The sequence below is a fragment of the Xanthobacter dioxanivorans genome (genome assembly GCF_016807805.1).
Lineage (GTDB): Bacteria > Pseudomonadota > Alphaproteobacteria > Rhizobiales > Xanthobacteraceae > Xanthobacter > Xanthobacter dioxanivorans.
In genome coordinates this window covers 6,030,762-6,050,467 of record NZ_CP063362.1, presented here as the reverse complement: position 1 = coordinate 6,050,467, position 19,706 = coordinate 6,030,762, and the positions used below count along the sequence as shown (strand labels likewise).

At 66.0% G+C, this 19,706-nt stretch carries 20 protein-coding genes and 4 pseudogenes; 9 read left to right on the top strand and 15 right to left on the bottom strand.

Going from position 1 to position 19,706, the window contains the following annotated elements; all coding sequences use genetic code 11:
- Positions 1–39: 39 nt before the first annotated feature.
- Genes EZH22_RS28240 through EZH22_RS32130 form a run of 3 tightly spaced genes read right to left on the bottom strand, consistent with a single transcriptional unit; the run spans position 40 to position 2,551 of the window.
- Positions 40–1,029, bottom strand: coding sequence for a tyrosine-type recombinase/integrase (locus EZH22_RS28240; RefSeq protein WP_203193635.1), 990 nt, complete (start codon positions 1,027–1,029; stop codon positions 40–42).
- On the bottom strand, positions 1,026–1,955 hold the full coding sequence (locus tag EZH22_RS28235; protein WP_203193634.1) for a tyrosine-type recombinase/integrase: 930 nt from the start codon (positions 1,953–1,955) through the stop codon (positions 1,026–1,028). The genes EZH22_RS28240 and EZH22_RS28235 overlap by 4 nt, the downstream gene beginning before the upstream one ends.
- Positions 1,952–2,551: a site-specific integrase gene (locus tag EZH22_RS32130; protein WP_231711193.1), complete on the bottom strand. Its 600-nt coding sequence runs from the start codon at positions 2,549–2,551 to the stop codon at positions 1,952–1,954. The genes EZH22_RS28235 and EZH22_RS32130 overlap by 4 nt, the downstream gene beginning before the upstream one ends.
- A gap of 129 nt (positions 2,552–2,680) precedes the next feature.
- Here EZH22_RS32130 and EZH22_RS28225 point away from each other — a divergent pair.
- From EZH22_RS28225 to EZH22_RS28210, 4 genes and pseudogenes are all read left to right on the top strand, one after another.
- Positions 2,681–4,000: pseudogene (locus EZH22_RS28225) on the top strand (Ti-type conjugative transfer relaxase TraA); the annotation flags it as partial.
- Positions 3,997–4,355, top strand: a pseudogene (locus EZH22_RS28220) (type II toxin-antitoxin system TacA family antitoxin). The pseudogenes EZH22_RS28225 and EZH22_RS28220, both read left to right, overlap by 4 nt.
- Positions 4,352–4,846: a GNAT family N-acetyltransferase gene (locus EZH22_RS28215; protein WP_203193631.1), complete on the top strand. Its 495-nt coding sequence runs from the start codon at positions 4,352–4,354 to the stop codon at positions 4,844–4,846. Before EZH22_RS28220 ends, EZH22_RS28215 begins: the two are co-directional and overlap by 4 nt.
- Positions 4,847–4,863: 17 nt before the next feature.
- Complete coding sequence (locus tag EZH22_RS28210) at positions 4,864–5,253, top strand: recombinase family protein (RefSeq protein WP_203193630.1); 390 nt, start codon at positions 4,864–4,866, stop codon at positions 5,251–5,253.
- A 156-nt stretch (positions 5,254–5,409) separates the two neighbouring features.
- Here the strand turns inward: EZH22_RS28210 and EZH22_RS28205 are convergent, their stop codons facing one another.
- Positions 5,410–5,664, bottom strand: a complete 255-nt coding sequence (locus tag EZH22_RS28205; RefSeq protein ID WP_203193629.1) for a transposase — start codon at positions 5,662–5,664, stop codon at positions 5,410–5,412.
- A 354-nt stretch (positions 5,665–6,018) separates the two neighbouring features.
- On the opposite strand from EZH22_RS28205, the gene EZH22_RS28200 reads away from it, so the two are divergent.
- Together EZH22_RS28200 and EZH22_RS28195 are read left to right on the top strand one after the other, a co-directional pair.
- The gene (locus EZH22_RS28200) at positions 6,019–6,330 is read left to right on the top strand and encodes a type II toxin-antitoxin system TacA family antitoxin (RefSeq protein WP_203193628.1); all 312 of its coding nucleotides are present in this window, start codon (positions 6,019–6,021) and stop codon (positions 6,328–6,330) included.
- Complete coding sequence (locus EZH22_RS28195) at positions 6,330–6,887, top strand: GNAT family N-acetyltransferase (protein ID WP_203193627.1); 558 nt, start codon at positions 6,330–6,332, stop codon at positions 6,885–6,887. The genes EZH22_RS28200 and EZH22_RS28195 overlap by 1 nt, the downstream gene beginning before the upstream one ends.
- A 352-nt stretch (positions 6,888–7,239) precedes the next feature.
- On the opposite strand, the gene EZH22_RS28190 is transcribed toward EZH22_RS28195, so the two are convergent.
- Entirely contained in the window at positions 7,240–8,040 is an 801-nt protein-coding gene (locus EZH22_RS28190; protein ID WP_203193626.1) for a coiled-coil domain-containing protein, read from the bottom strand.
- 79 nt (positions 8,041–8,119) lie between these two features.
- Positions 8,120–8,407 (bottom strand): sll1863 family stress response protein, encoded by a 288-nt coding sequence (locus tag EZH22_RS28185; protein ID WP_203193625.1) that lies wholly within the window; start codon positions 8,405–8,407, stop codon positions 8,120–8,122.
- A gap of 15 nt (positions 8,408–8,422) precedes the next feature.
- Between EZH22_RS28185 and EZH22_RS28180 the strand changes: the two genes are divergently transcribed.
- Positions 8,423–8,896 carry a DUF411 domain-containing protein gene (locus EZH22_RS28180; protein ID WP_203193624.1) on the top strand — a complete coding sequence of 158 codons (474 nt, stop codon included), beginning with the start codon at positions 8,423–8,425 and terminating at the stop codon, positions 8,894–8,896.
- 87 nt (positions 8,897–8,983) lie between these two features.
- Here EZH22_RS28180 and EZH22_RS28175 read toward each other — a convergent pair whose 3' ends face one another.
- Entirely contained in the window at positions 8,984–9,487 is a 504-nt protein-coding gene (locus EZH22_RS28175) for a hypothetical protein (protein WP_210352031.1), read from the bottom strand.
- A 28-nt stretch (positions 9,488–9,515) separates the two neighbouring features.
- On the opposite strand from EZH22_RS28175, the pseudogene EZH22_RS32480 reads away from it, so the two are divergent.
- A pseudogene (locus EZH22_RS32480) lies at positions 9,516–9,944 on the top strand (HoxN/HupN/NixA family nickel/cobalt transporter); the annotation flags it as partial.
- Positions 9,945–10,080: 136 nt separating this feature from the next.
- A complete protein-coding gene (locus EZH22_RS28165; RefSeq protein WP_203196811.1) occupies positions 10,081–11,307 on the top strand; it encodes an MFS transporter in 1,227 nt (408 codons plus the stop codon).
- Between the two features lie 269 nt (positions 11,308–11,576).
- Here the strand turns inward: EZH22_RS28165 and EZH22_RS28160 are convergent, their stop codons facing one another.
- From EZH22_RS28160 to EZH22_RS28130, 8 genes and pseudogenes are all read right to left on the bottom strand, one after another.
- The gene (locus EZH22_RS28160) at positions 11,577–13,958 is read right to left on the bottom strand and encodes a heavy metal translocating P-type ATPase (protein ID WP_203193622.1); all 2,382 of its coding nucleotides are present in this window, start codon (positions 13,956–13,958) and stop codon (positions 11,577–11,579) included.
- Positions 13,951–14,625, bottom strand: coding sequence for a methyltransferase family protein (locus EZH22_RS28155; RefSeq protein WP_203193621.1), 675 nt, complete (start codon positions 14,623–14,625; stop codon positions 13,951–13,953). Before EZH22_RS28155 ends, EZH22_RS28160 begins: the two co-directional genes overlap by 8 nt.
- Positions 14,622–14,915, bottom strand: coding sequence for a DUF2933 domain-containing protein (locus EZH22_RS28150; protein ID WP_011993020.1), 294 nt, complete (start codon positions 14,913–14,915; stop codon positions 14,622–14,624). The genes EZH22_RS28155 and EZH22_RS28150 overlap by 4 nt, the downstream gene beginning before the upstream one ends.
- Before the next feature lie 100 nt (positions 14,916–15,015).
- On the bottom strand, positions 15,016–15,648 hold the full coding sequence (locus EZH22_RS28145; RefSeq protein ID WP_011993019.1) for a Spy/CpxP family protein refolding chaperone: 633 nt from the start codon (positions 15,646–15,648) through the stop codon (positions 15,016–15,018).
- 2 nt (positions 15,649–15,650) lie between these two features.
- A complete protein-coding gene (locus EZH22_RS28140) occupies positions 15,651–17,549 on the bottom strand; it encodes a DUF3141 domain-containing protein (protein WP_203193620.1) in 1,899 nt (632 codons plus the stop codon).
- A 137-nt stretch (positions 17,550–17,686) separates the two neighbouring features.
- Positions 17,687–18,043 (bottom strand): hypothetical protein, encoded by a 357-nt coding sequence (locus tag EZH22_RS28135; protein WP_231711191.1) that lies wholly within the window; start codon positions 18,041–18,043, stop codon positions 17,687–17,689.
- Positions 18,044–18,191: 148 nt separating this feature from the next.
- A pseudogene (locus EZH22_RS32125) lies at positions 18,192–18,497 on the bottom strand (IS256 family transposase); the annotation flags it as partial.
- A gap of 10 nt (positions 18,498–18,507) precedes the next feature.
- Positions 18,508–19,656, bottom strand: coding sequence for a TRAP transporter large permease (locus EZH22_RS28130; protein ID WP_203193618.1), 1,149 nt, complete (start codon positions 19,654–19,656; stop codon positions 18,508–18,510).
- Positions 19,657–19,706: the final 50 nt, after the last annotated feature.

Sequence of the window (19,706 nt, the reverse complement as noted above, 5' to 3'; positions counted from 1 at the left end):
GCTTGGACGGCGGCGATCGCTGCGTAGGACGCGGCATAATCAGAGCGCCTCCAGGAACGCGAGCAGCTTGTCGGTCGGGTGGAAACGCCCGGGCTTGGTATCGGCCGGCGTCGTCCGGGCCAGCGCGCGCTCTTTGATCGTCAGGTCCGCGTGCAAATATATTTGGGTGGTCTCCACGCTCTCATGTCCGAGCCAGAGAGCGATCACCGAAGTGTCGACCCCGGCTTGCAGCAATCGCATCGCTGCGGAATGCCGCAAAACGTGCATGGTGACCGACTTCTGCGTCAGCGTCGGACAGGCTTTGCTGGCGATTTGCATGTATTTGGCGAGCCTGTGTTCCAGCGCATCGCGGCTGAGCGCCTTGCCGGAGCACGTCACAAAGAGAGGCGCCTCAGGTTGCCCGGCGCGCTCGGTGAGCCAGCCGCGCAAGGTGACGACCACCCCCGATGTGAGCGGCGTGATCCGCTCCTTTCGGCCCTTTCCGCGGCAACTGACATGCGCGCCGGCGCCAAGATGGGCGTCGGCGCAATGGAGGCCGATCAGTTCCGAAGCTCGCAATCCGGTCTGCGCGGCGAGGCTGAAGAGCGCGTGGTCGCGCCTGCCGGTCCAGGTCGTCGTGTCGGGAGCGGCAAGCAATGCGGCGATTTCCGGTTCGGTCAGAAAGGTCACGAGCCTTCGGTCAAAGCGCTTGGGTGGAATGGCGAGAACGCGTTCGATGAGAGCGGAACGATCTGGATGGCGAAGGGCGGCGTATCGAAACAGCGAACGGATGGCGGCAAGCCGGGCGTTGCGGGTTCGGGCGCCATTCTTGCGCCGTTCCTGGAGATCATCGAGGAAAGCGCCGATCAGCGGAGCGTCGAGGTCATCGATTTCCAGCCTGAATGGTTCCTTGCCCTTCTTGTCGGCGGCAAAGACCAGCAACAATCTCAACGTGTCTCGATAGGCTGCGAGCGTATTCGGGCTGACCTGACGCTGACGAACCAGGCGGTCCGTGAAGAACGCTTGCAAGGTGATGGCCAGCGCAGTCATGCCTCACCTCCGAGGCGGCGTTCCAACCGGTCGCCTGCGAGCTTCAGCAACTCGGGGGAGGCCGACAAATACCAATATGTGTGAGCCGGATTGATGTGGCCGAGATAGGTCGACAGGATCGCCAACCTGGCGCCAGGATCATTGCCATCACGATAGGCGTCGAGAATGGTGTTGACCGCGAAGCCGTGCCGAAGATCATGCAGCCGCGGTCGGCATTTTGCCGAGCGCGGGATGATGCCGACGCGACGCACGAGCTGTTGAAAGGTTTTCTGCACGTTCACGTACAGCAGCCTTGTGCCCCGCGGTGAAAGGAATATGGCTGGCGCTCTCGCCGCATTGCGCGGCCTATCGGCTCGATTCAAGTGAGCGCCGAGCGCGGCGACCACGCTTGGATGCAAGGGCAGTTCGCGGGATTTGCCGAACTTTCCGTGGCGGATGGTGAGCAGACCGTCGATAGGATCGAAGTCTTGCTGATCCAGGCTGATCGCCTCCCCGATCCGCATGCCGGTGCTGGCCAGCAAGCCGATCAATGTCCGATAGGTCGCTTGCCGATGCGAGCCGCGCAATATCGTGGTCGTCGCCATCAGCGTCGAGATTTCTTTCGCCGAGTAGAGGTATGGCGTCGCCCGGTGAGATCGTCCGCCGGGCAGGATATTTGCTGGAGGCGTCTCGGTGGCGGAATCGATCCCGCGCAGATGCATGGCGAACCGACGCACGTCCGAAAGCCGCCTGGATTGCCAACTCGGATCGGCATTGGCCGGCGCCGTCGCCCAGGCGATAGCCGCCTCAATGGTCAGATGCTCTTCTCCGCGTTCTTCGACGAAGGTGAGGAACTGAGCGAGAAGCTTTTCGGCCCGGACCAGCCTGTAACCGAGGATGCGCCGCACGGACAAATAGTCGGCGAGCGCCTGACGGAGAGCGCTCATGCGGCGTCTCCCGGCCAGGCGCGAGCGATCATCCGCAGGGTTTCGCGGTCGATCTTGGCATAAATCGCCGTTGTCAGCGCGCTGCGGTGGCGCAGGAGTTGGCCCACTTCCGGCAAGGACGCTCCCGCGCGCAACATCTGCATGGCGGTCGTGTGTCTGAGCCTATGTGCGTGGATACGCCCGAGTCCCGCCTTTTGGCCGGCATCGGCGACGACATTGCTCACGCCACATGAGGTGAGATGTCGATGAGGCGCTTTGATCCTGACAAAAACCGTTCGACCCTGGGCGCTGGGAGGTCGGGCGCTTTGCAGATATTCCGCCACCGCTTCGCCGACGTCGGGAGGCAACGGGAGCCGCTCGATGGAATTCCCCTTGCCGCGCACGACAATCTCGCCGGCTCGCCAATCGATGTCATCCAACTGAAGCTTCGCCACTTCGCCGGCGCGCATGCCCAGGCGGACCAACATCGTCAATATGGCGACATCCCGACAGCCACGGCGCGTATGGCTGTCGCATGACGCCAGAAGACATTGGATTTGGTCGGGAGCCAATCCCTTGGGCAGCCCGACCAATCGCCGCCCCGCAACCGACGGCACGGCCGAGGACAGGGACTCCGCGATGACGCCTTCGAGATGCAGAAAGCCCAAGAAGGATCGAAGCGCCGTCACTGTCAGTTTCGCCGCTCCTCGACTCAAGCGGGGACAATGGGCGGTCACGAACGCAATGCACGGGAGCGGATGCGGGCCGCCGGCGATCTGGGTGATGACGTGCGCGTCACCGTCGAGCGGGGGCAAAGAGACTTCGCCGCCGGCGACCGGATCATGTTCCTGCAGAACGAGCGCGGCCTTGGCGTGAAGAACGGCACGCTCGGCACCATCGACCAGGTCAGCGGACGGTCGATGTCGGTGCGCACCGACGATGGGCGCGGCGTCTCGTTCGACCTGAAGGATTACGACCGGATCGACCACGGCTATGCGGCGACCATCCACAAGGCGCAGGGCATGACCGTGGACCGCACCCATGTTCTGGCGACGCCGGGGCTGGACGCCCACGCCAGCTATGTCGCCCTGTCGCGGCATCGCGACGGCGTGGACCTGCATTATGGCCGCGACGATTTTGCCGGTCCGGACAAGCTCATCAACGTCTTGTCGCGCGACCGGGCCAAGGACATGGCGAGCGACTACGAACCGGCCCGCGACTACGCCGAACGGCGCGGCATCACCTTCCGCGCGCGGATGGAACGGGTTGTCGAGATCGTCAGGCAGGTTCCCGAAAAGGTGCGCGGCATGTTCGACGGCCTGCGCCTGCCCGCGAAGGGAGCGCTTGGCACCGACGCCAGGGAGCAGCCGGAAAGGGAAAAGGATGCGGCCCGGCCGGAAAGGGAGAACGCGGGTGTGCAGGCACGGCGGGACGCGGCAGCGCCAGACCGGGAGATTGCCGACGACCCGGAGGCGGGGCTACGCCGCGCCCGCACCGAAGCGCTCAAGCGTCATGCCCGCGCCGTCGATACCATCTTCAGCGCCGAGGATGCCGGCCGCACGGCAAGCCCCGGGCAGTGGAAGGAACTGACCGAGGCCCGCAAAGCCTTCGATGATGTGCGGCCCCATGGCTGGGAGGATGCCGAGGCGGCCTATGCGAAAGACCCCGACCTTGCCCGCGAGGCCGGCACGGGCAAGGTCAACCGCGCCATCTGCGCGCTTCAGCTGGAGACCCAAATCCGCACCGATCCGGCCCGCCGCGCCGACCGCTTCGTGCAGCGCTGGCGCAAGCTCGACCAGACCAGCCAGCGCCAATACGCGGCAGGCGACATGTCCGGCTACAAGGCCACCCGATCCATGATGGGAGACATGGCGAAAAGTCTCGAGCGCGACCCGCAGCTGGAATCCCTGCTCGCCGGCCGCAAGCAGGACCTCGAGGTCGTCCTTCAGCTTGCCCGCATCATCGGCCGCCGCATGGCGCGCGAGGATTTTGCCGCGCGCACCACCAAAGCCGCCAATGACAACGCGCCGAAATCCGGCGACGAGCAGGACGGTGGGGACACATGATGCGGCGCCCAAAATGTCTTGACAATGTCAGGCATTTTGGCAGGATGTGTTCAGGAGAGAGCATCGTGGCCCCACGCATCACCCGCACCGAAAAGCTCGATCTCCGCCTGACGGCGGAGGCCAAGCATACCCTGACGGCCGCCGCGCAAGCGCAACGTCGCTCGCTGAGCGAGTTCGTGCTTGAAAGCGCGCTCGGCCGGGCTGAGGAAGCTCTTGCCGACCGTCGCGTTTTCCAGCTTCCCCGGAGAAGTGGAAAGCCTTCATCACCGCCCTGGACGCCCCGCCGCGTGATCTGCCGCGTCTGCGCAAGCTGCTGAACGAGCCGAGCGTCTTTTCGGACGATAAGCGCGCGTGACGGGCTTTGGGATCGAGAAGTTGCATCGCCGCCATGCCGTCGAGGCATTCGATTGCGGCGAAGACGCACTCAATCGTTTTCTGATCCGCTTCGCCCTTCCGAACCAGATGGCGAATGCGTCGCAGACCTATGTCGGCATCGCGGGCGACGACGCTATCGTGGGTTTTTACACGCTCGTTGTCGGTGAGGTTCGCTACGAGGGAGCGCCCGAGCGGCTGACCAAGGGGCTGGCCCGGCATCCTGTGCCGGTCATGTTGCTGGCCCGGCTTGGAGTAGGCACGAAGTGGCACAGCAAGGGGATCGGCGCTGGGCTGTTGCGTGACGCCGTCCTGCGCACGCTGCAAGTGGCCGACATTGCCGGTGTTCGCGCGCTCGTGGTTCACGCCAAGAACGACGCGGCGCGTTCGCTTTATGAGCGGTTTGACTTCCAGCCATCTCCCACCGATCCGCTGCATCTGTTCGCGCTCATCAAGGATTTGAGGAACCTTTAAACAAGAAGGACACCGCCATGCCCCGCGTTGTGCTCTACGCCCGTTATTCCTCCGACAACCAGCGCGATGCTTCCATCGAAGACCAGTTGCGCCAGTGCCGGGAGCGTGCGACGCGCGAAGGCTGGACCGTGGTGGACAGCTATTCCGACCGGGCCATTTCCGGAGCCTCTTTGGTCCGTGCCGGCATCCAGAAGCTTCTGGCCGACGCGCAGGCCGGGCGTTTCGACAGGGTGCTGTCGGAGGCGCTGAACCGCATCAGCCGCGACCAGGAGGATGTCGCCGCCATGTTCATCCTGCTCGCACAGAACGATGAATGGGCCGTCCAGCGCTGCCGCTACATGACCCTGGAAAGCGTCTCGGCCTTGGGCGATGATCCCCTCGTCAGCCTGCCCATCCTGGCCGCCTGACCGATCCGGCCTCGCCGGAGAGCGCGGTGATCACGCCGCCGAAGCTACACCACGGGATGGGACACGATCCTGGGGGCGGGTTCGGGAATTCTCGGGCCAACGGAAATGATGTTCTTAATATGTTCTGTCCGTTTTCGTTTTTGAGCAGCTATGAGGTCATTGGCTCATCTTACGGCTCGAGCGCTGCCCGTTCGCGTAGGCATAGAGAAGGAGGCCGACCATCATCCTCGGCGCGAACGGCGGCGCCCCGGAACCGCGCTTGCGGTAGTGCGCCTCGAATGTTGACAGATCCATCAGGCCGACGGCATCAAGGAGAAGATGGACAAGGTCCGTGTCCGGTAGCCAGTCCGCCATGTCCACCGGCAGAAGAAACCGCGGCCTGCGACCCGGCTCGCGGTAGAAATTCGCCATCTCTTCCCCCTCACGTTGCCTGTTCCAAGGGAATCAGCACGCCGTCATTGGCGCAAGCGGAGAGCGTCGGTCGAGGTGGCGATTCTGCAACAGCCTCTCTAAGCCTGGATATTGTAGGCCTCGTAGCAGTCTTCCCTGAGCCGCGCCGCGTCGTCCGGCACGAACGGGAAGCGCGGGATGTCGCGCCTGAGCGGCACCGCAGCGGCAGGCGGGCGGAAGGCGATTGCCCTGGGGGAGCGAGGGGAAAGTCTCCTCGCTCCCCGTATCAGGCTGTAGAATTTGGATTGGGACGAAATGTATTGACATTGTAATGGCAAATCTTCAATGTCCGGCTCCTGAAATAGGAGCGTTCCGATGGTGCAATCAGCCCGCTCGGAGAGTGGCCGCAAACGTGATGCTGCTCGGAAAGATGATCTCATCCAGATCCGCGCCTCGGCGGGGACGAAGGCGATCCTAAGTCGGGCCGCGAGCTTGCGCGGACAGAAGCTGTCGGAATTCATGCTGGACAGCGCCCGTCGGGAAGCGGAGGAAGCCATTCTCGACCAGCGCAGCTTCTTTCTTGATGATGCGGCGCATGTGGCCTTCCTCGCGCTGCTCGATGCTCCGGCCAAGCCGGCCGAGGAACTTCGTACGCGGTTGAAGCGCAAGCCCGTCTGGGAGCGTTGATGCCTGCCGGCAAGGGAGAGGGAAGCCAACAGCGGCCCCAAGGACTACGCGTTCGTCCTCCAGAACGGCTGACCGGTGATCACGATGTCGGGGCGTTCCGAAACGGCAGGCATCCGTCTCTCGATGACTGGCTGCGGGATCGAGCCCTTGCCAGCGAAGGGATGTCGGCGCGGACCTATGTCGTTTGCGACAGGGACACCCCAAAGCGCGTCGCCGGCTATTGTGCCATCTCAACTGCCATGGAAGAGCGGATCGCCCTGCCGAGTGCCAAGCTGCGCCGGGGTATGCCGGAGCAAATTCCCTTGCTGCTGATCGGTCGTCTGGCAGTCGATCAAGCATACCAGGGAATGGGGCTTGGCACCGACCTGCTCGCAGATGCACTACGGCGCTGCCTGGCCGCGACCGAGATCGCCGGCGTTCGAGCTGTCGTAGCTCACGCGATCGACGATGCGGCCGTGAGCTTTTACCGGCGGCACGGATTTATTCTCTCCCCGCTCGGCGAACGGACCATGCTGATGCCGACCGAGACGCTACGGGGACTATTTTCGGAAGCGTGACGAACAACCGCCGATTGAGAGACACCGCCTCGATCGTGCCGATGACGACCTCGGCGGCTTTGGATCAGCCGTTCGGCCTTGTCGGCGTCATTCAGTTCCCACGCCTGTCGCAACGTTTTGCGGACACTGGCGTGAAGGGGCTTGGCAAGACGATCCGTGATGTTGCGGATCGCCTTGGTCAGCGCCGGAGTCGGAGCCCAAGAGGCTTTCAGCAAAGGTGCCCCGCTCCGGGCGCTCCAGGGCATAGGCTCATCGGCCGTCAACATCACGCTGCTCGGCACGATGCTGACATATGCGAAGCTCCTCGCGCCGATCATGGGCCGGCGCGAGGAGGCATGCATCTATTCAGCGCTCACTTCATGGCGTCGGAAAGGGAATCGCGGATGGATTGATAGGTCTCTACGACACGCGTGCGCACATCCTCGTAGGCCTGCTTCGCCTTGTCCCAGGAACTCGCGCCGGCCTTCTTCAGGCTGGCCGCCCGCGTCTTGAGCTCCTCGACCTTCTTCTCCAGTGCCGCGATCTGCTGGTCGACGGCCGCGCGCTGGTCCTGGGCGAGCTTGGCGGCATCGGCCTTGAGTTGTGCGATGGTGCTTTCCAATGCCTTCTGGCGGCCTTCGACCTGAGCGAGAAGCACCGCCTTGCGCGTGTCGAAATCGGCGTGGACCTCATCCAGATAGGTATCGACCTCCTTCTGGAAGGTCTTCCAGGTGTCGTCCAGGGACTTGCGGGCGTCGGTGATCTGTGCCGCCGTCCACGTGCGGCTGTTGTCGAGCATTGCCTCGGCCTTGGCCCGATAGGCGTTGCGCGTCTCCTGCAGCTGTTTGACGGCCGCATCCGCCTTCGCCTTCAGGGCGCCCTTGAGCTCGGCCGCATTTTCTTCCACGACCAAGACGCTGGCATCCAGTTCGGCAAGCCGCTCCTGCGACCAGGCGATGGCCTGTCGGGTCAGGGACGGATCGGCCGGCACAGTCGTGGAGGAGGGGGCGGCCGCCGGAGCGGGTGCCGGTTTCACCTCAGGAGCCGCGCCCTGTGCTGGCTCGGCCGCCGGAGCAGGGGTGGTCGCGAGGTCTTCTGCGTGGGCGGTGGCCGCCGACAGGATCGCGATCCAGCCGAACAGCGCGGCACCCATCTTCCAGGCGCGAAAGGGCATCGTATTTCTCCCTGATATTGTCGACGTTTGCGTCAAATGGAACGGGGCGCCGAAAGCCGCGCGCCGCCGGGCGCGCGGATCAGAACAGCTTCGCCAGTGCTTCGGTGATCTTTTTGACAGTCTTTTCGTGAACCGCCTTCGTCTCGGCGATGCCAGCCTTGATCGCCTGCCAGGTCTCTTCGCCCGCGCTCGGTGCCTGGCCGAGCTTCACCTTGGCCTTCTCTGCTCCTTCGCTGAGTCGTGTCATGGCGGCATCGAATTCGATGCTCGCCTTCTCGACGGCGGCTTCAGCCTGCGCCTTCAGACCGTTCAGCGCGCGCTCCCAGGACTTGCGCTGGGCTTCGGCGCCGCAGCTCTCGCCGTCCACTGGAGGATCAACCCGATGAACATGGACCGCAGACGCATGCTCCTGCTCGCAGGCGCGACGCTGCTTACACCGACGACCGCCAGCGCCGCCGGCCAACCTTTGGTCACGGTCTACAAGGATCCGTCCTGCGCCTGTTGCGGGGCCTGGGCCGACCACATTGCGAAGGCCGGCTTTTCCACGAAGATAGTCGAGGAGCCAAGGATGAACGCAATCAAAGTTCGCTTTGGAATTCCCTCGGCGCTTTGGTCCTGCCACACGGCCGAGGTCGAAAACTTCCTTCTCGAAGGCCACGTTCCAGCCACGGCTTTGATCCGGCTCCTGGCTGCGCGTCCGTCCGCACGCGGCATCGCCGTTGCCGGCATGCCAGTGGGATCGCCCGGCATGGACGTTGCCGGGATGGAACCCGAGACCTACGACGTGATGGCTTTTGGTTCCGAAACGCCGAGCTTGTTCATGCGCTTCCGCCGCGCCCGCCCGATTCCGAACTGAGCGCACAGGCATGGACAAACAATCGGGGAGCATTCGGAAGGCAGGCCGGCTAACCAGCATGGTCCTGATCGCACGCCCTGCACCGGGCTATTCCGTCGTCCGGAGAGCCTGTTGCCGAATGGCCTCAGGCTTCGGTTTGAAGCGACCTGCTAACGGTGGGGGCGGTTCCCGCCCGTCCTTTCCGGCCCCCGGGCTCAGTTGAGCAGCCATTTCCCGCTCTTCCTGCCCCGGCGGACGGACTCCGAGTGCAGTTTCCTGAGGTTGTGCACGGCGCAGTGGAGGCTCCATTCGCCCCGGGCCTCCTCTTCGCCCCGCATCACGAAGCCGTCCGCGCCCTGGGTCTCCCTTCATCTGGCCGAATACCGGCTCCACGGTCTGCCCGCGCAGCCGGTACAGGGCCCTGCCACGCTTGGTCAGCAGTTTGCGGTCCATCCGCTCGCGGGTGCTCAGGTTTCCGGGCATCCGGCCCCGGGGCGGCGGCGCGGCGCGCATCGCCTTGCGCTGCTTCCAGTCCTTGGTGGTGGCGATCAGGTACTCGCAGTCCGCCGTCTCCAGCGCCGCGTTGTCCTCCGACCAGTAGCCCGCCTCCATGGGCGCCGTCCCGATGCGGGCGTCCTCGCCCATCTCCAGCCCCACCGAGCGCGTCTTTCTCGAAACCCTGAGGCACGGCGGCGGCCGTCAGGTCTTCCCGTTCGTGAACCGGGGCGAGTTCATCGAGAGCGCGCACGACATTCCCGAGCCCCATGCCTTTTCAGCGGAGCTGCGCCTGGGCCTCACCGACGGCGAGGAGGAGGCCCATGCCCTGGTGTTCGACGAGAATGACCACGCCCACATAAATCTCGGCGACGAGGACGACGCCCACGCACGCGCCCACGCCGCCGATATCCGCAATCGCTTTGGCGGCCGCTCGGTGACGACTTGGCAGATCATTATCTTCGGACTGACGGGTGGGCTGATCCCGTGCCCGGCGGCAATCACCGTGCTGCTGATCTGCATGCAGCTGAAGGCCTTCAGCCTCGGCTTCGTGCTGGTCCTGTGCTTCAGCATCGAAGCGCGGTCGCTCGGCGTGCGCCCTATGCCTGCGCCAACTTCGTATGGCGAAGCACGCCGGCTGGGATAAAAGGGCTTGTCCGCGGAGCAGCCGTCGCGCTCGCGGGAATGAAGGCGGTGGTGAGGGTGGCGTGATGCAGGACGCGGACGGGGCTCAGCCGGAAAGCCGCCTGAAGGCTGCAGGTCCGCGTCCCGCCATCCCGAGGACCGTCTGGGCCCTCGGCTTCGTCAGCATGTTCATGGACATCTCATCCGAGATGATCCACGCGCTGCTGCCGCTCTTCCTGACCGGCACGCTCGGTGCGAGCGTCGCCATGGTGGGCCTGATCGAGGGCGTCGGGGAATCCACGGCGCAGATCGCGAAGGTCTTCTCGGGCTATTTGTCGGACCGCTTCGGTCGGCGCAAGCCGCTGATCCTGCTGGGTTACGGGCTCGGCGCCGCATCCAAGCCGTTCTTTGCCCTGGCCGGCGCGCCGGCGATGGTGTTCGCCGCGCGCTTCGCCGACCGTGTCGGCAAGGGCATCCGGGGCGCGCCCCGCGATGCGCTTGTGGCCGACGTCACCCCGCCCGGGATCCGCGGACGTGCCTATGGCTTGCGCCAGGCCCTCGACACGGTGGGCGCCTTCGTCGGACCGCTGCTCGCCGTCGCGCTGATGGCGCTGTTCGCCGACGACATGCGGGCCGTCTTCTGGGTCGCCCTCATTCCCGGCGCTCTTGCCGTGCTCTGCGTCGTCCTCGGTGTCGAGGACAGGTCCGTGGGCACGGTTGGAACAGGCCGGCCTCCACCGGTGCGGATCGCGGATCTCAGGCGCCTCGAACGTCCCTTCCTTGTCGTCGTGGCCATCGGTGTCGTCTTCACGCTCGCGCGCTTCAGCGAGGCCTTCCTCGTCCTGAAGGCCCACGACGAGGGACTGCCGCTGGCGCTCGCTCCGTTCGTGCTCGTCGCGATGAATGTCGTCTATTCCCTCGGCGCCTATCCCGCCGGCGCCTGGTCGGATCAGGCGCCGCCGGAGCGGCTTTTGCTCAGCGGCCTCGCCGTGCTGGCGGCGGCCGATCTCACCCTCGCCTTCGTGCCGGGCCTCTGGGGGGCGTTCCTCGGCATCGGCCTGTGGGGCGCGCACATGGCGCTCACCCAAGGCCTCCTCGCCAAGCTCGTGGCCCAGAACGCCCCGGCGGCGCTGCGCGGCTCGGCCTTCGGCCTGTTCAATCTCGCCACCGGCCTCGCGACGCTCGCGGCGAGCCTTGCCGCCGGGCTGCTGTGGGACATCAGCGGCGCCCGGGCGACGTTCATCGCCGGCGCCGTCTTCGCCCTCCTCGCATCCGCGCTCGTGATCACCTTCGATCTCAGCCGGAAGTCCTGAGGCGGTCCCGCCGACCATCGTCGCCGGAGGCGTGCTGGTCCTGTCCGACAGAAGGGGTGGGCAGGCTTGGCCTGCCCTGCCCACCCCTTCCGTGCTCGGGACACACTCTCATCGACCGAGATACTTGAGGAGCGCTGCGATCCCGAGGACGACCAGGACCAGGATCAGGAGGCCGAACAGCCACATCCCCCACATGCCGGAACCCGTCATTCCGTCGAAATTCATCATGGTTCCCTCCCTGGAGCCGGATCCGTCTCTGCAAGGACGCGTCAGCCGAGCGGCGTGCGCCGCAGGCGCAGGGCATTGGCGATGACGCTGACCGATGACAGCGCCATGGCCGCGGCGGCGATGATGGGCGACAGCAGAAGCCCGAACAGGGGATAGAGCACGCCGGCCGCCACCGGTATGCCAGCCGCATTGTAGATGAAGGCGAAGAACAGGTTCTGGCGGATGTTGCTCATGGTGGCGTGGCTCAACTGCCGGGCGCGGGCGATGCCCTGAAGATCGCCTTTCAGCAGCGTCACGCCGGCGCTCTCGATGGCGACGTCGGTGCCCGTCCCCATGGCGACGCCCACATCGGCCGCCGCAAGCGCGGGCGCATCGTTCACGCCGTCGCCGGCCATGGCGACGATCCGCCCTTCCTGGCGCAGCCGGGCAACCACCTGCGCCTTGTTCTCCGGCAGGACCTCCGCCTCCACCTCGTCGATGCCGAGGCGGCGCGCCACCGCCTGCGCCGTCGTCCTGTTGTCGCCGGTGAGCATGACGACGCGGACGCCGGCTGCCCTGAGGGCCGCCAGGGCGGCAGGCGTCGTCGCCTTGACCGGATCGGCGATGGCGATGAGGCCGCCGACGCGCCCGTCGACGGCGACGAAGATCACGGTGGCGCCGTCGCCGCGCAGCGCCTCGGCCTCGGCCGAAAGGGCCGAAAGGTCCACGCCCGCCTCGCCCATGATGCGATGGCTGCCGATGACGAGCTTGCGGCCGTCCACGCTCCCGGTCACACCCTTGCCCACGGGACTATCGAAATCCCGGGCCTCGCCGAGAGGCAGGCCCCGCTCCTCCGCCGCGGCCACGATGGCCGCTGCGAGCGGGTGCTCGCTCGCCCGCTCGAGCGTCGCCGCAAGCCGCAGAAGCGCGTCCTCTTTCAGTCCGCCGGTTGTCTTCAGGGCAACCACCTTCGGCTTGCCTTCCGTCAGGGTGCCGGTCTTGTCCACCACCAGCGTGTCCACCTTCTCGAACCGCTCCAGCGCCTCGGCATTCTTGATGAGCACGCCCATGGATGCACCACGGCCGACGCCCACCATGATGGACATGGGCGTCGCCAGCCCGAGCGCGCAGGGACAGGCGATGATGAGCACCGCCACGGCGGCGATCAGCCCGTGGGCGAAGCGCGGCTCCGGTCCGAAGACGCCCCACGCCGCGAAGGCGAGGACCGCGATGGCGATCACCACCGGCACGAACCAGCCGGAGACCTCGTCGGCGAGGCGCTGGATCGGCGCGCGCGAGCGTTGTGCCTCCGCCACCATGTGGACGATCTGCGCCAGCATGGTGTCCCGCCCCACCTTGCCGGCGCGCATGACGAAGCCGCCGCTCTGGTTGAGCGTGCCGCCGATGACCTTCGCGCCGACGTCCTTGGTGACCGGCATGGACTCGCCGGTGATCATGGATTCGTCCACCGAGGAGCGCCCCTCGACCAGCTCGCCGTCCACCGGCACCTTCTCGCCGGGGCGCACCCGCAGGCGGTCGCCGACCACGACCTGTTCCAGCGCCACGTCCTCGTCCGTGCCGTCGCTGCGCATGCGCCGCGCCGTCTTGGGCGCGAGGTCGAGCAGCGCGCGGATGGCGCCGCCGGTCTGCTCGCGGGCGCGCAGTTCCAGCACCTGCCCCAGCAGCACCAGCACGGTGATGACGGCGGCGGCCTCGAAATAGATGGCCACCGAGCCGTCGGTGGCGCGGAAGGTGGCGGGGAAGATCTGCGGCGCGAAGGTCGCCACCACGCTGTAGGCCCAGGCGACGCCCGTGCCCATGGCGATCAGCGTGAACATGTTGAGGCGGCGCGTGACCAGAGATTGCCACGCGCGGGTGAAGAACGGCCATCCCGCCCAGAGCACCACCGGCGTTGCCAGCAGGAACTGGATCCAGTTGGACGCCTGCGCCCCGAGCAGCATGTGGAGGTTGGTGAGGTGCCCGCCCATCTCCAGAGCCAGGACCGGCACGGCAAGGACGAGGCCGACCCAGAAGCGCCGCGTCATGTCGAGAAGCTCGGCGCTGGGGCCGGTCTCGCCTGTCGTCACCTCCGGTTCGAGCGTCATGCCGCAGATCGGGCAGTTGCCCGGCCCCATCTGCCGGATCTGGGGGTGCATGGGGCAGGTATAGATCACCCCCTTCGGCTGCTCCCTGGCGGGGCGCGGCTGAGCTTCCGTGGCCACATAGGTGGTGGGTGCCGCCTCGAATGTGTCGTGGCATTTCGCGGAGCAGAAGAAATAGGTCTTGCCGCCGTATTCCGACCGGAACCCGGCGGTGGCTGGGTTCACCTCCATCCCGCAAACGGGGTCCTTGACCGTCTCCGCGGGCGAGCTTCCGGTCCCGATGTGCGGGTGATCCACAGGGGCATGATGATGATGGCCGGCGTGCGCGTCATGCTCAGTCATGAGGACCGTCTCCGGAGGAAGGGACGTATGGGGATGAAATTGCGATATGAGGGAGAAAGGCGGGAACGCGACGGGCGTAGTCGTCCCACAGGGGCCCGAACTCGGCGCGGGCAGCCGCTTCTTCCTGCCGCGCCAGCCGGACATAGACCCAGACCAGGATCGGGAAGATGGCGAGCGTGACCAGCGTCGGCCACTGCAGCAGGAAGCCGAACATGATGACGACGAAGGCGGCGTACTGGGGATGCCGGAGGCGGGCGTACGGGCCTTCGGTCGCAAGGCGATGATCGCGCTGGGCCGCATAAAGCACGTTCCAGCTCACCGCGAGCAGCCAGAAGCCGCCGAAGATCAGAATGGTGCTGAGGATGTGGAACGGCCCGAAATGGGGATTCACGCGCCATCCGAACAGGGTCTCGAGCAGATGGCCGGCGTCGTGGGACCAGAAATCGACGCCGGGGAACTGCCGGCCGAGCCATCCCGACAGGAGGTAGATGGTTAGCGGAAACCCATACATCTCGGTGAACAGGGCGACGACGAAGGCTGAGAACGCCCCGAGGGTGCGCCAGTCCCGCGGCGTCCTGAGCCGGGTGAAGCTCGCGGCGAACAGGATGAAGACCACCGAGTTGAGGATGACGAGGCCCCAAAGGCCGTAGGCCGGCGTTTCGGTCATCGGACATCCCCTTCGGGCCCCGGCCCCGGCCTGCTCCGTGAGTGTCCCGCATGGTGGCCATGGCCGTGATGCATGAACATGTGCATCAGCGGGCAGGCGAGCAGCAGGAGGAAGGGCAGGTATCCCAGCGCATGGGCACGATGCTCCGAGAGCAACAGGAAGCCCGCCGCGAGAAGAAAGCCGATGGCAACGATGCCACCGGGCGAGCGCCAGAACCCCCGGTGAGGGGGATGTGCGCCGTTGTCGTTGCCGAGTCGCGGCATATGGCTGGTGTCGTCATGCAAAGACATATGATCCTCCCGCCTGCTCGAGGCGGACCGGCCGCGTTCATGCCGATCCGCCCAAGGGCTCGATCCTCACCTGGACTCGACGCTCACATGGTCACGACGCTCACATGGGCCCCATTCCGCCCGGCATCATGAGCTGGTCCGCCGTGCGCTTCTGTGCCTCGTCGAACGACGCGTAGAGCGGCCCGAGCACGGCCTTGAGGCGCCGTACCGCTTCGAGACGGGCGACAAGCATGCGCTCGTGACCGTCGATCCGCTGCAGCACGGTCGGGGCGCCGCCGCCCTGCGCGGCCATCATCATCTCCTGCATGTCGCCCATCATGGCGCGGTTGGCCTTGAGCGCCTCCGTGAACGCACTCCACAGGGGCTGCTGGGCGTCGGTGATCTTCAGTTCGGCCTTCAGGAAGGCGATGCGCCCTGTGATCCGGCCGGGATCCATCATCTGGCCCATCCCCATGGCGCCGGCGGCGGCTCCGCCCATCATTCCCATGCCGGCCCCTGTGTTTCCGCCTCCCATCATGCCCATGCCGCCCTGACCCATCATCCCCATCATGCCTTGAGGACCACCGGGGGCCGGGGCGGCTTGAGGCGGCTGCGGCGTGGGCGTGACCGCCAAGGGCGCCGTGGGTTGGGGCGCAGCAGGCTGGGCCTCCGGCGGATGGTGCGCATCCTCGGCGAAGCCCGGCGTAGCAAGCAGCAGCGCGCTGGCGAGCATCAGATTATGAAACGTCGTCATGGTCAGTTCCCTCTTGTTGCTGCGGCGCGGCTGATGCCCGCCGCCTGGAAATCCAAACCGCTCCGTGTGTCTTGCGGCCTTGTGTCCTCGCCCCTGTCCTGTGGTTCCATATCGACCGGGCGGGTACTGCCCGCGCCGCTGTAGAGCTCGTCGAAGGCGCGCTCCCACACCGCGTCCCGCAGGCGCCGTCCCTGTGCGATCGCCTCGGTGACACGGGAGAAGATGTGTTCCTCCTGCTCCTTGAAGGGATTGTCCGGTGCGGCCGGATGCCGGTCCGCAGCGAGTTGCGTCGCAAGCCAGCGGACACCGTGCATCCAGGGCAGGAAGCCTTCCGACAGGAGGTGCCGGCTCGTGCGCATGGGATGCAGCGTCTCCAGCAGCGCCGCAGACCATGGCGTCGTCAGTGTCTGCACCCAGGGGCTAACGAAAGTGCTGTAGAAGGCTTCGTTGCGCTCGGAGAGGTCGCGCACGCGCTCGAAGGCATCGTCCTGCCGGGGGAAGCGGATGTCGCAGACCTCACGCGCCTCGAAGTGGACGGCGTAGCCACCGTCGCGGCAATCGGGATCGCCCGAGGGATTGTTGATCTTCATCTCGTAGAGGCCGGGCGGAAGGGCCTCGATCCGCAGCAGGCTCTGCAGGATCGCCCGGTGCTCGAGCCGCGCGACCTTGGCGGAAACGAAGATGCCGAGATGCCCGACATGGCGGTTGACGAGATAGACGATGCGCTGGCCCGCCGCCTTCAGGTCGTCGGTGTCCCGGTACACGACCGGTATCCAGCCAAGCGCTTGATGGGGCGGGGTGATGTCGTCGCCATAGGAGGCGAAGATCACGAGCGGGTTGCGGATGCGCCTGAGGTCCGCGTGGCACCCCGCGCAGATGCGCAGGCGCCCCTCCTCAAGCCGGTTGCCGACGAAGAGGTTCTCGACGATGGCGAGGATCTCCTCGCGGCTCAGGAAGTAGTAGCCGCCCCACCAGCGCTCGAAGGCGAGGAACCGCTCCCTCTCCGTGTCCATGTGGGCATAGAGGTTCGCGTACTTCTCCCACACCGCCTCGGGCTTCAGCCCCTCGAAGTTCTGCACCAGGAAGGCGCCGTCGAAGCGGCCGTCCCCGAGGTCGGCGAGGAAGTGCGTCAGCCACGCGCCGCCCTCGAAGCCCGCCGCGATGCGCATCGGGTTGATGCCGCTCTCGCCGGCCCAGTAGGACAAAGGGGTCCCGTTGAGAACGACGGGACCCGTCAGCCCCGCGCAGTCCGCGGCGAGCAGCGTCACCGCCCAGCCGGCCTGGCAATTCCCGTAGAGCACGGGCGCGGCGCCGGAATGGCGGCGTGACACCTCCTCGACGAACCGCCGCAGCACGTGAAGCACGTCGGCGAGCGTCTGCCCTGCGGCAGGCTCGGGATAGAAGGTGACGAAATAGACGGGATGCCCCTGATGCAGGGCGAGGCCGACCTCGGAGTCCTGCCTGAAGCCGCCGATCCCCGGTCCGTGACCGGCCCGCGGATCGAGGATCACCACCGGCGGCTTGGCAGCGTCCAGGCAATCGTCCAGGCATTGATCTCCGACGCGGGTCACGCGCAGGAGCGCATAATTTGCCGGACGCTCAAACCGGCGGGCATCGAGCAGGACTTCATAGTCGAAGTCGAGCAGCGGCGGCTTTCCGGCGCGCTCGTGCGCCAGCATGTTGTCGGCCCTTTGGCGAAGCGTGTCCCAGAACTGGATCCAACGCTCGGCCGCGTCCCTGCCATAGGACAGGGCATCGCGAGCGAAAGTTCCTGGGTCGCTGGAGAAGGCGCCCGCTTGGGCATTGCGGGTTTGCTGCGAGGCTCCGGTGCCCGTCGGTCCGGATTGCCCGAGCGCAGCCGTGCCGGCCATAGGCTCGGCAAGCGTGTCGCGACCATACATGGAAAGGTCCTCGTTTCCCCATCGACACAAGGCCGACGCTGATGTCGGGGCATCTTCCGGCGCGTCGACGCACCGGCCCCCTCAAGGGGTGCCGCTTCGCGCGTCCGCCTCACGCCTGAAATGCGTTGAGACCGCTATCAGCTCTGGAAACGCGGGGGATCGAGGCCGGGCAAAACCGCCAGGCCGTCTGCGGCCTGGTTGGCGAGATCAAAGGGCTCTCGCACAAAGGTCAGATCCAGAACGTGCAGGTCCGCGCCGTCGGCCACGGGCACATAGACACTGCAGGAGACGCTGCAGCACTTTCCGTGGTCAGCGGGTTGGGTCGGCTCGTCCGAATGATGATCCGCGGGATCGGGCGAAGCGATCTGGTGCGGATGATCCACCATAACGCTGTATGCCGGATCCTCGTCGTCGTGGCACGGCGCGGAATAGGCGCTGGCGATGGGCCCGAACAGCATGGCCAGCGCCACCAAGATCGCTGGTAGCACTTTCATCCACCCCGCTGCGGACCTGAGCCTGATCATATGCCTCATCGCCTCACCGGCGAACTATGCCTCATCATAGGTGCGCATGAAAGGACCGCTTTGAGCAGGATCAATGTGCGCGCCGACGAGGTCGCGGGCGCATTGGTTCCCGCTGAACCCCGATCAGGCGGGTCGACACGTTCATCAGCATCAGATTGAGCGCCCATTGGCCGAGAAGATCCTCGTCGAGCGCCGGCGTCCAACTCGGCAGGGGCATCTCACCGCCGTCACGGGCACGAACGGGAGGGCGCTCGACTTCGGCCTTGCCGCCGTGAAAGACGATCTTTCCCTTGGCTCTGCCCCAACGATGAGCCTCCCGATCGCCACCGCGACCATGGCGAGGGCCGCAGAGCCGAGCCGCATCCTCTTCCATCATACCGGTGAGAGTGGCCTGCCCGGCCGTCAGGCAAAGGCGTTCGAAGCTGTTTTTGGGATCAGATCAAAAGTTGCGGCAGGACCGCAACGAGGGCCAGTGCCAAGGCCATGATCAAAACGTAGGGGAGGGTGCCTGAAATGATCCGGCCGAGAGAAACCTCAGGAACCACGCCCTTCACCACGAACAGATTGAGCCCCACGGGCGGCGTGATGAGCGCCATCTCCATGTTGATCATCAAGATCACGCCGAACCACACCTTGTCCCACCCGAATGTCTCGATGATGGGGATGATGATGGGCGTGGTGATGACGATGATGGACAAGGTCTCCAGGAAGCAGCCCAGGAAGAGCAGCAGCAGATTGATGGCGATGAAGACCAGCCACGGCGGCAGGTTCGCGCCGGCCACCGCCCGCGAGAGCGTGGGCGCCACATCGGTGGTGGTGAGGGCATAGCCGAACAGCATGGCGCCCGCGATGATGGCCAGCACCATGATGCTGCCGCGGCCCGTCTCCATGAGGATCAGACGGCACTTGCGCCAATCCAGCTCGCGATAGAGCCCGAAGGCCAGGAGCAGGCTGACGGCGACGCCGATGGCCGCCGTCTCCGTGGGCGTGGCTATGCCCGTATAGATGGAGCCCAGGATGATGGCGATGAGCGCCGCCACCGGCAGGATCTCCACCAGGGCCCGCGCCCGGTCCGAAAGGCTGATCGGCCCCATGTGCGCGCTCTGGGCCAAGGCGGAGACCCGCGCGCGGGCCAGCCACATCTGGTAGGCGCCGAACAGCAGCGCCAGCAGCAGGCCCGGCAGGATGCCCGCCATGAACAGCTTGCCGACGGATTCCTCCGCAATGACGCCGTAGACGACCATGGGGATGGACGGCGGAATGAGGATGCCGAGCGTTCCCCCCGCGGCGACCGCCCCGCAGGCATCGGATTCGCGATAGCCGAAGCGCCGCATCTCGCTGACAGAGAAGCGACCGATGGCGGCGGCCGTGGCCACGCTGGAGCCGGAGATGGCGGCCATCACCGCGCAGGCGATGGTGGTGGCCACCGCAAGGCTTCCGGGCAGCCCCGCAGACAGGGTGGCGATGGCCGAATAGAGCCGCGCGCCCATGCCGGAGGCGGCGATGATGGCACCCATGAGAATGTAGAGCGGCACCGCCGTGAGCGTGAAGTTGGTGACCGAATCCCAGATGGTGCTGGGCACCAGGCCCAGCGCCGACCAATCCCCGCCCCCGCCATGAGCAGCGTGGAGAT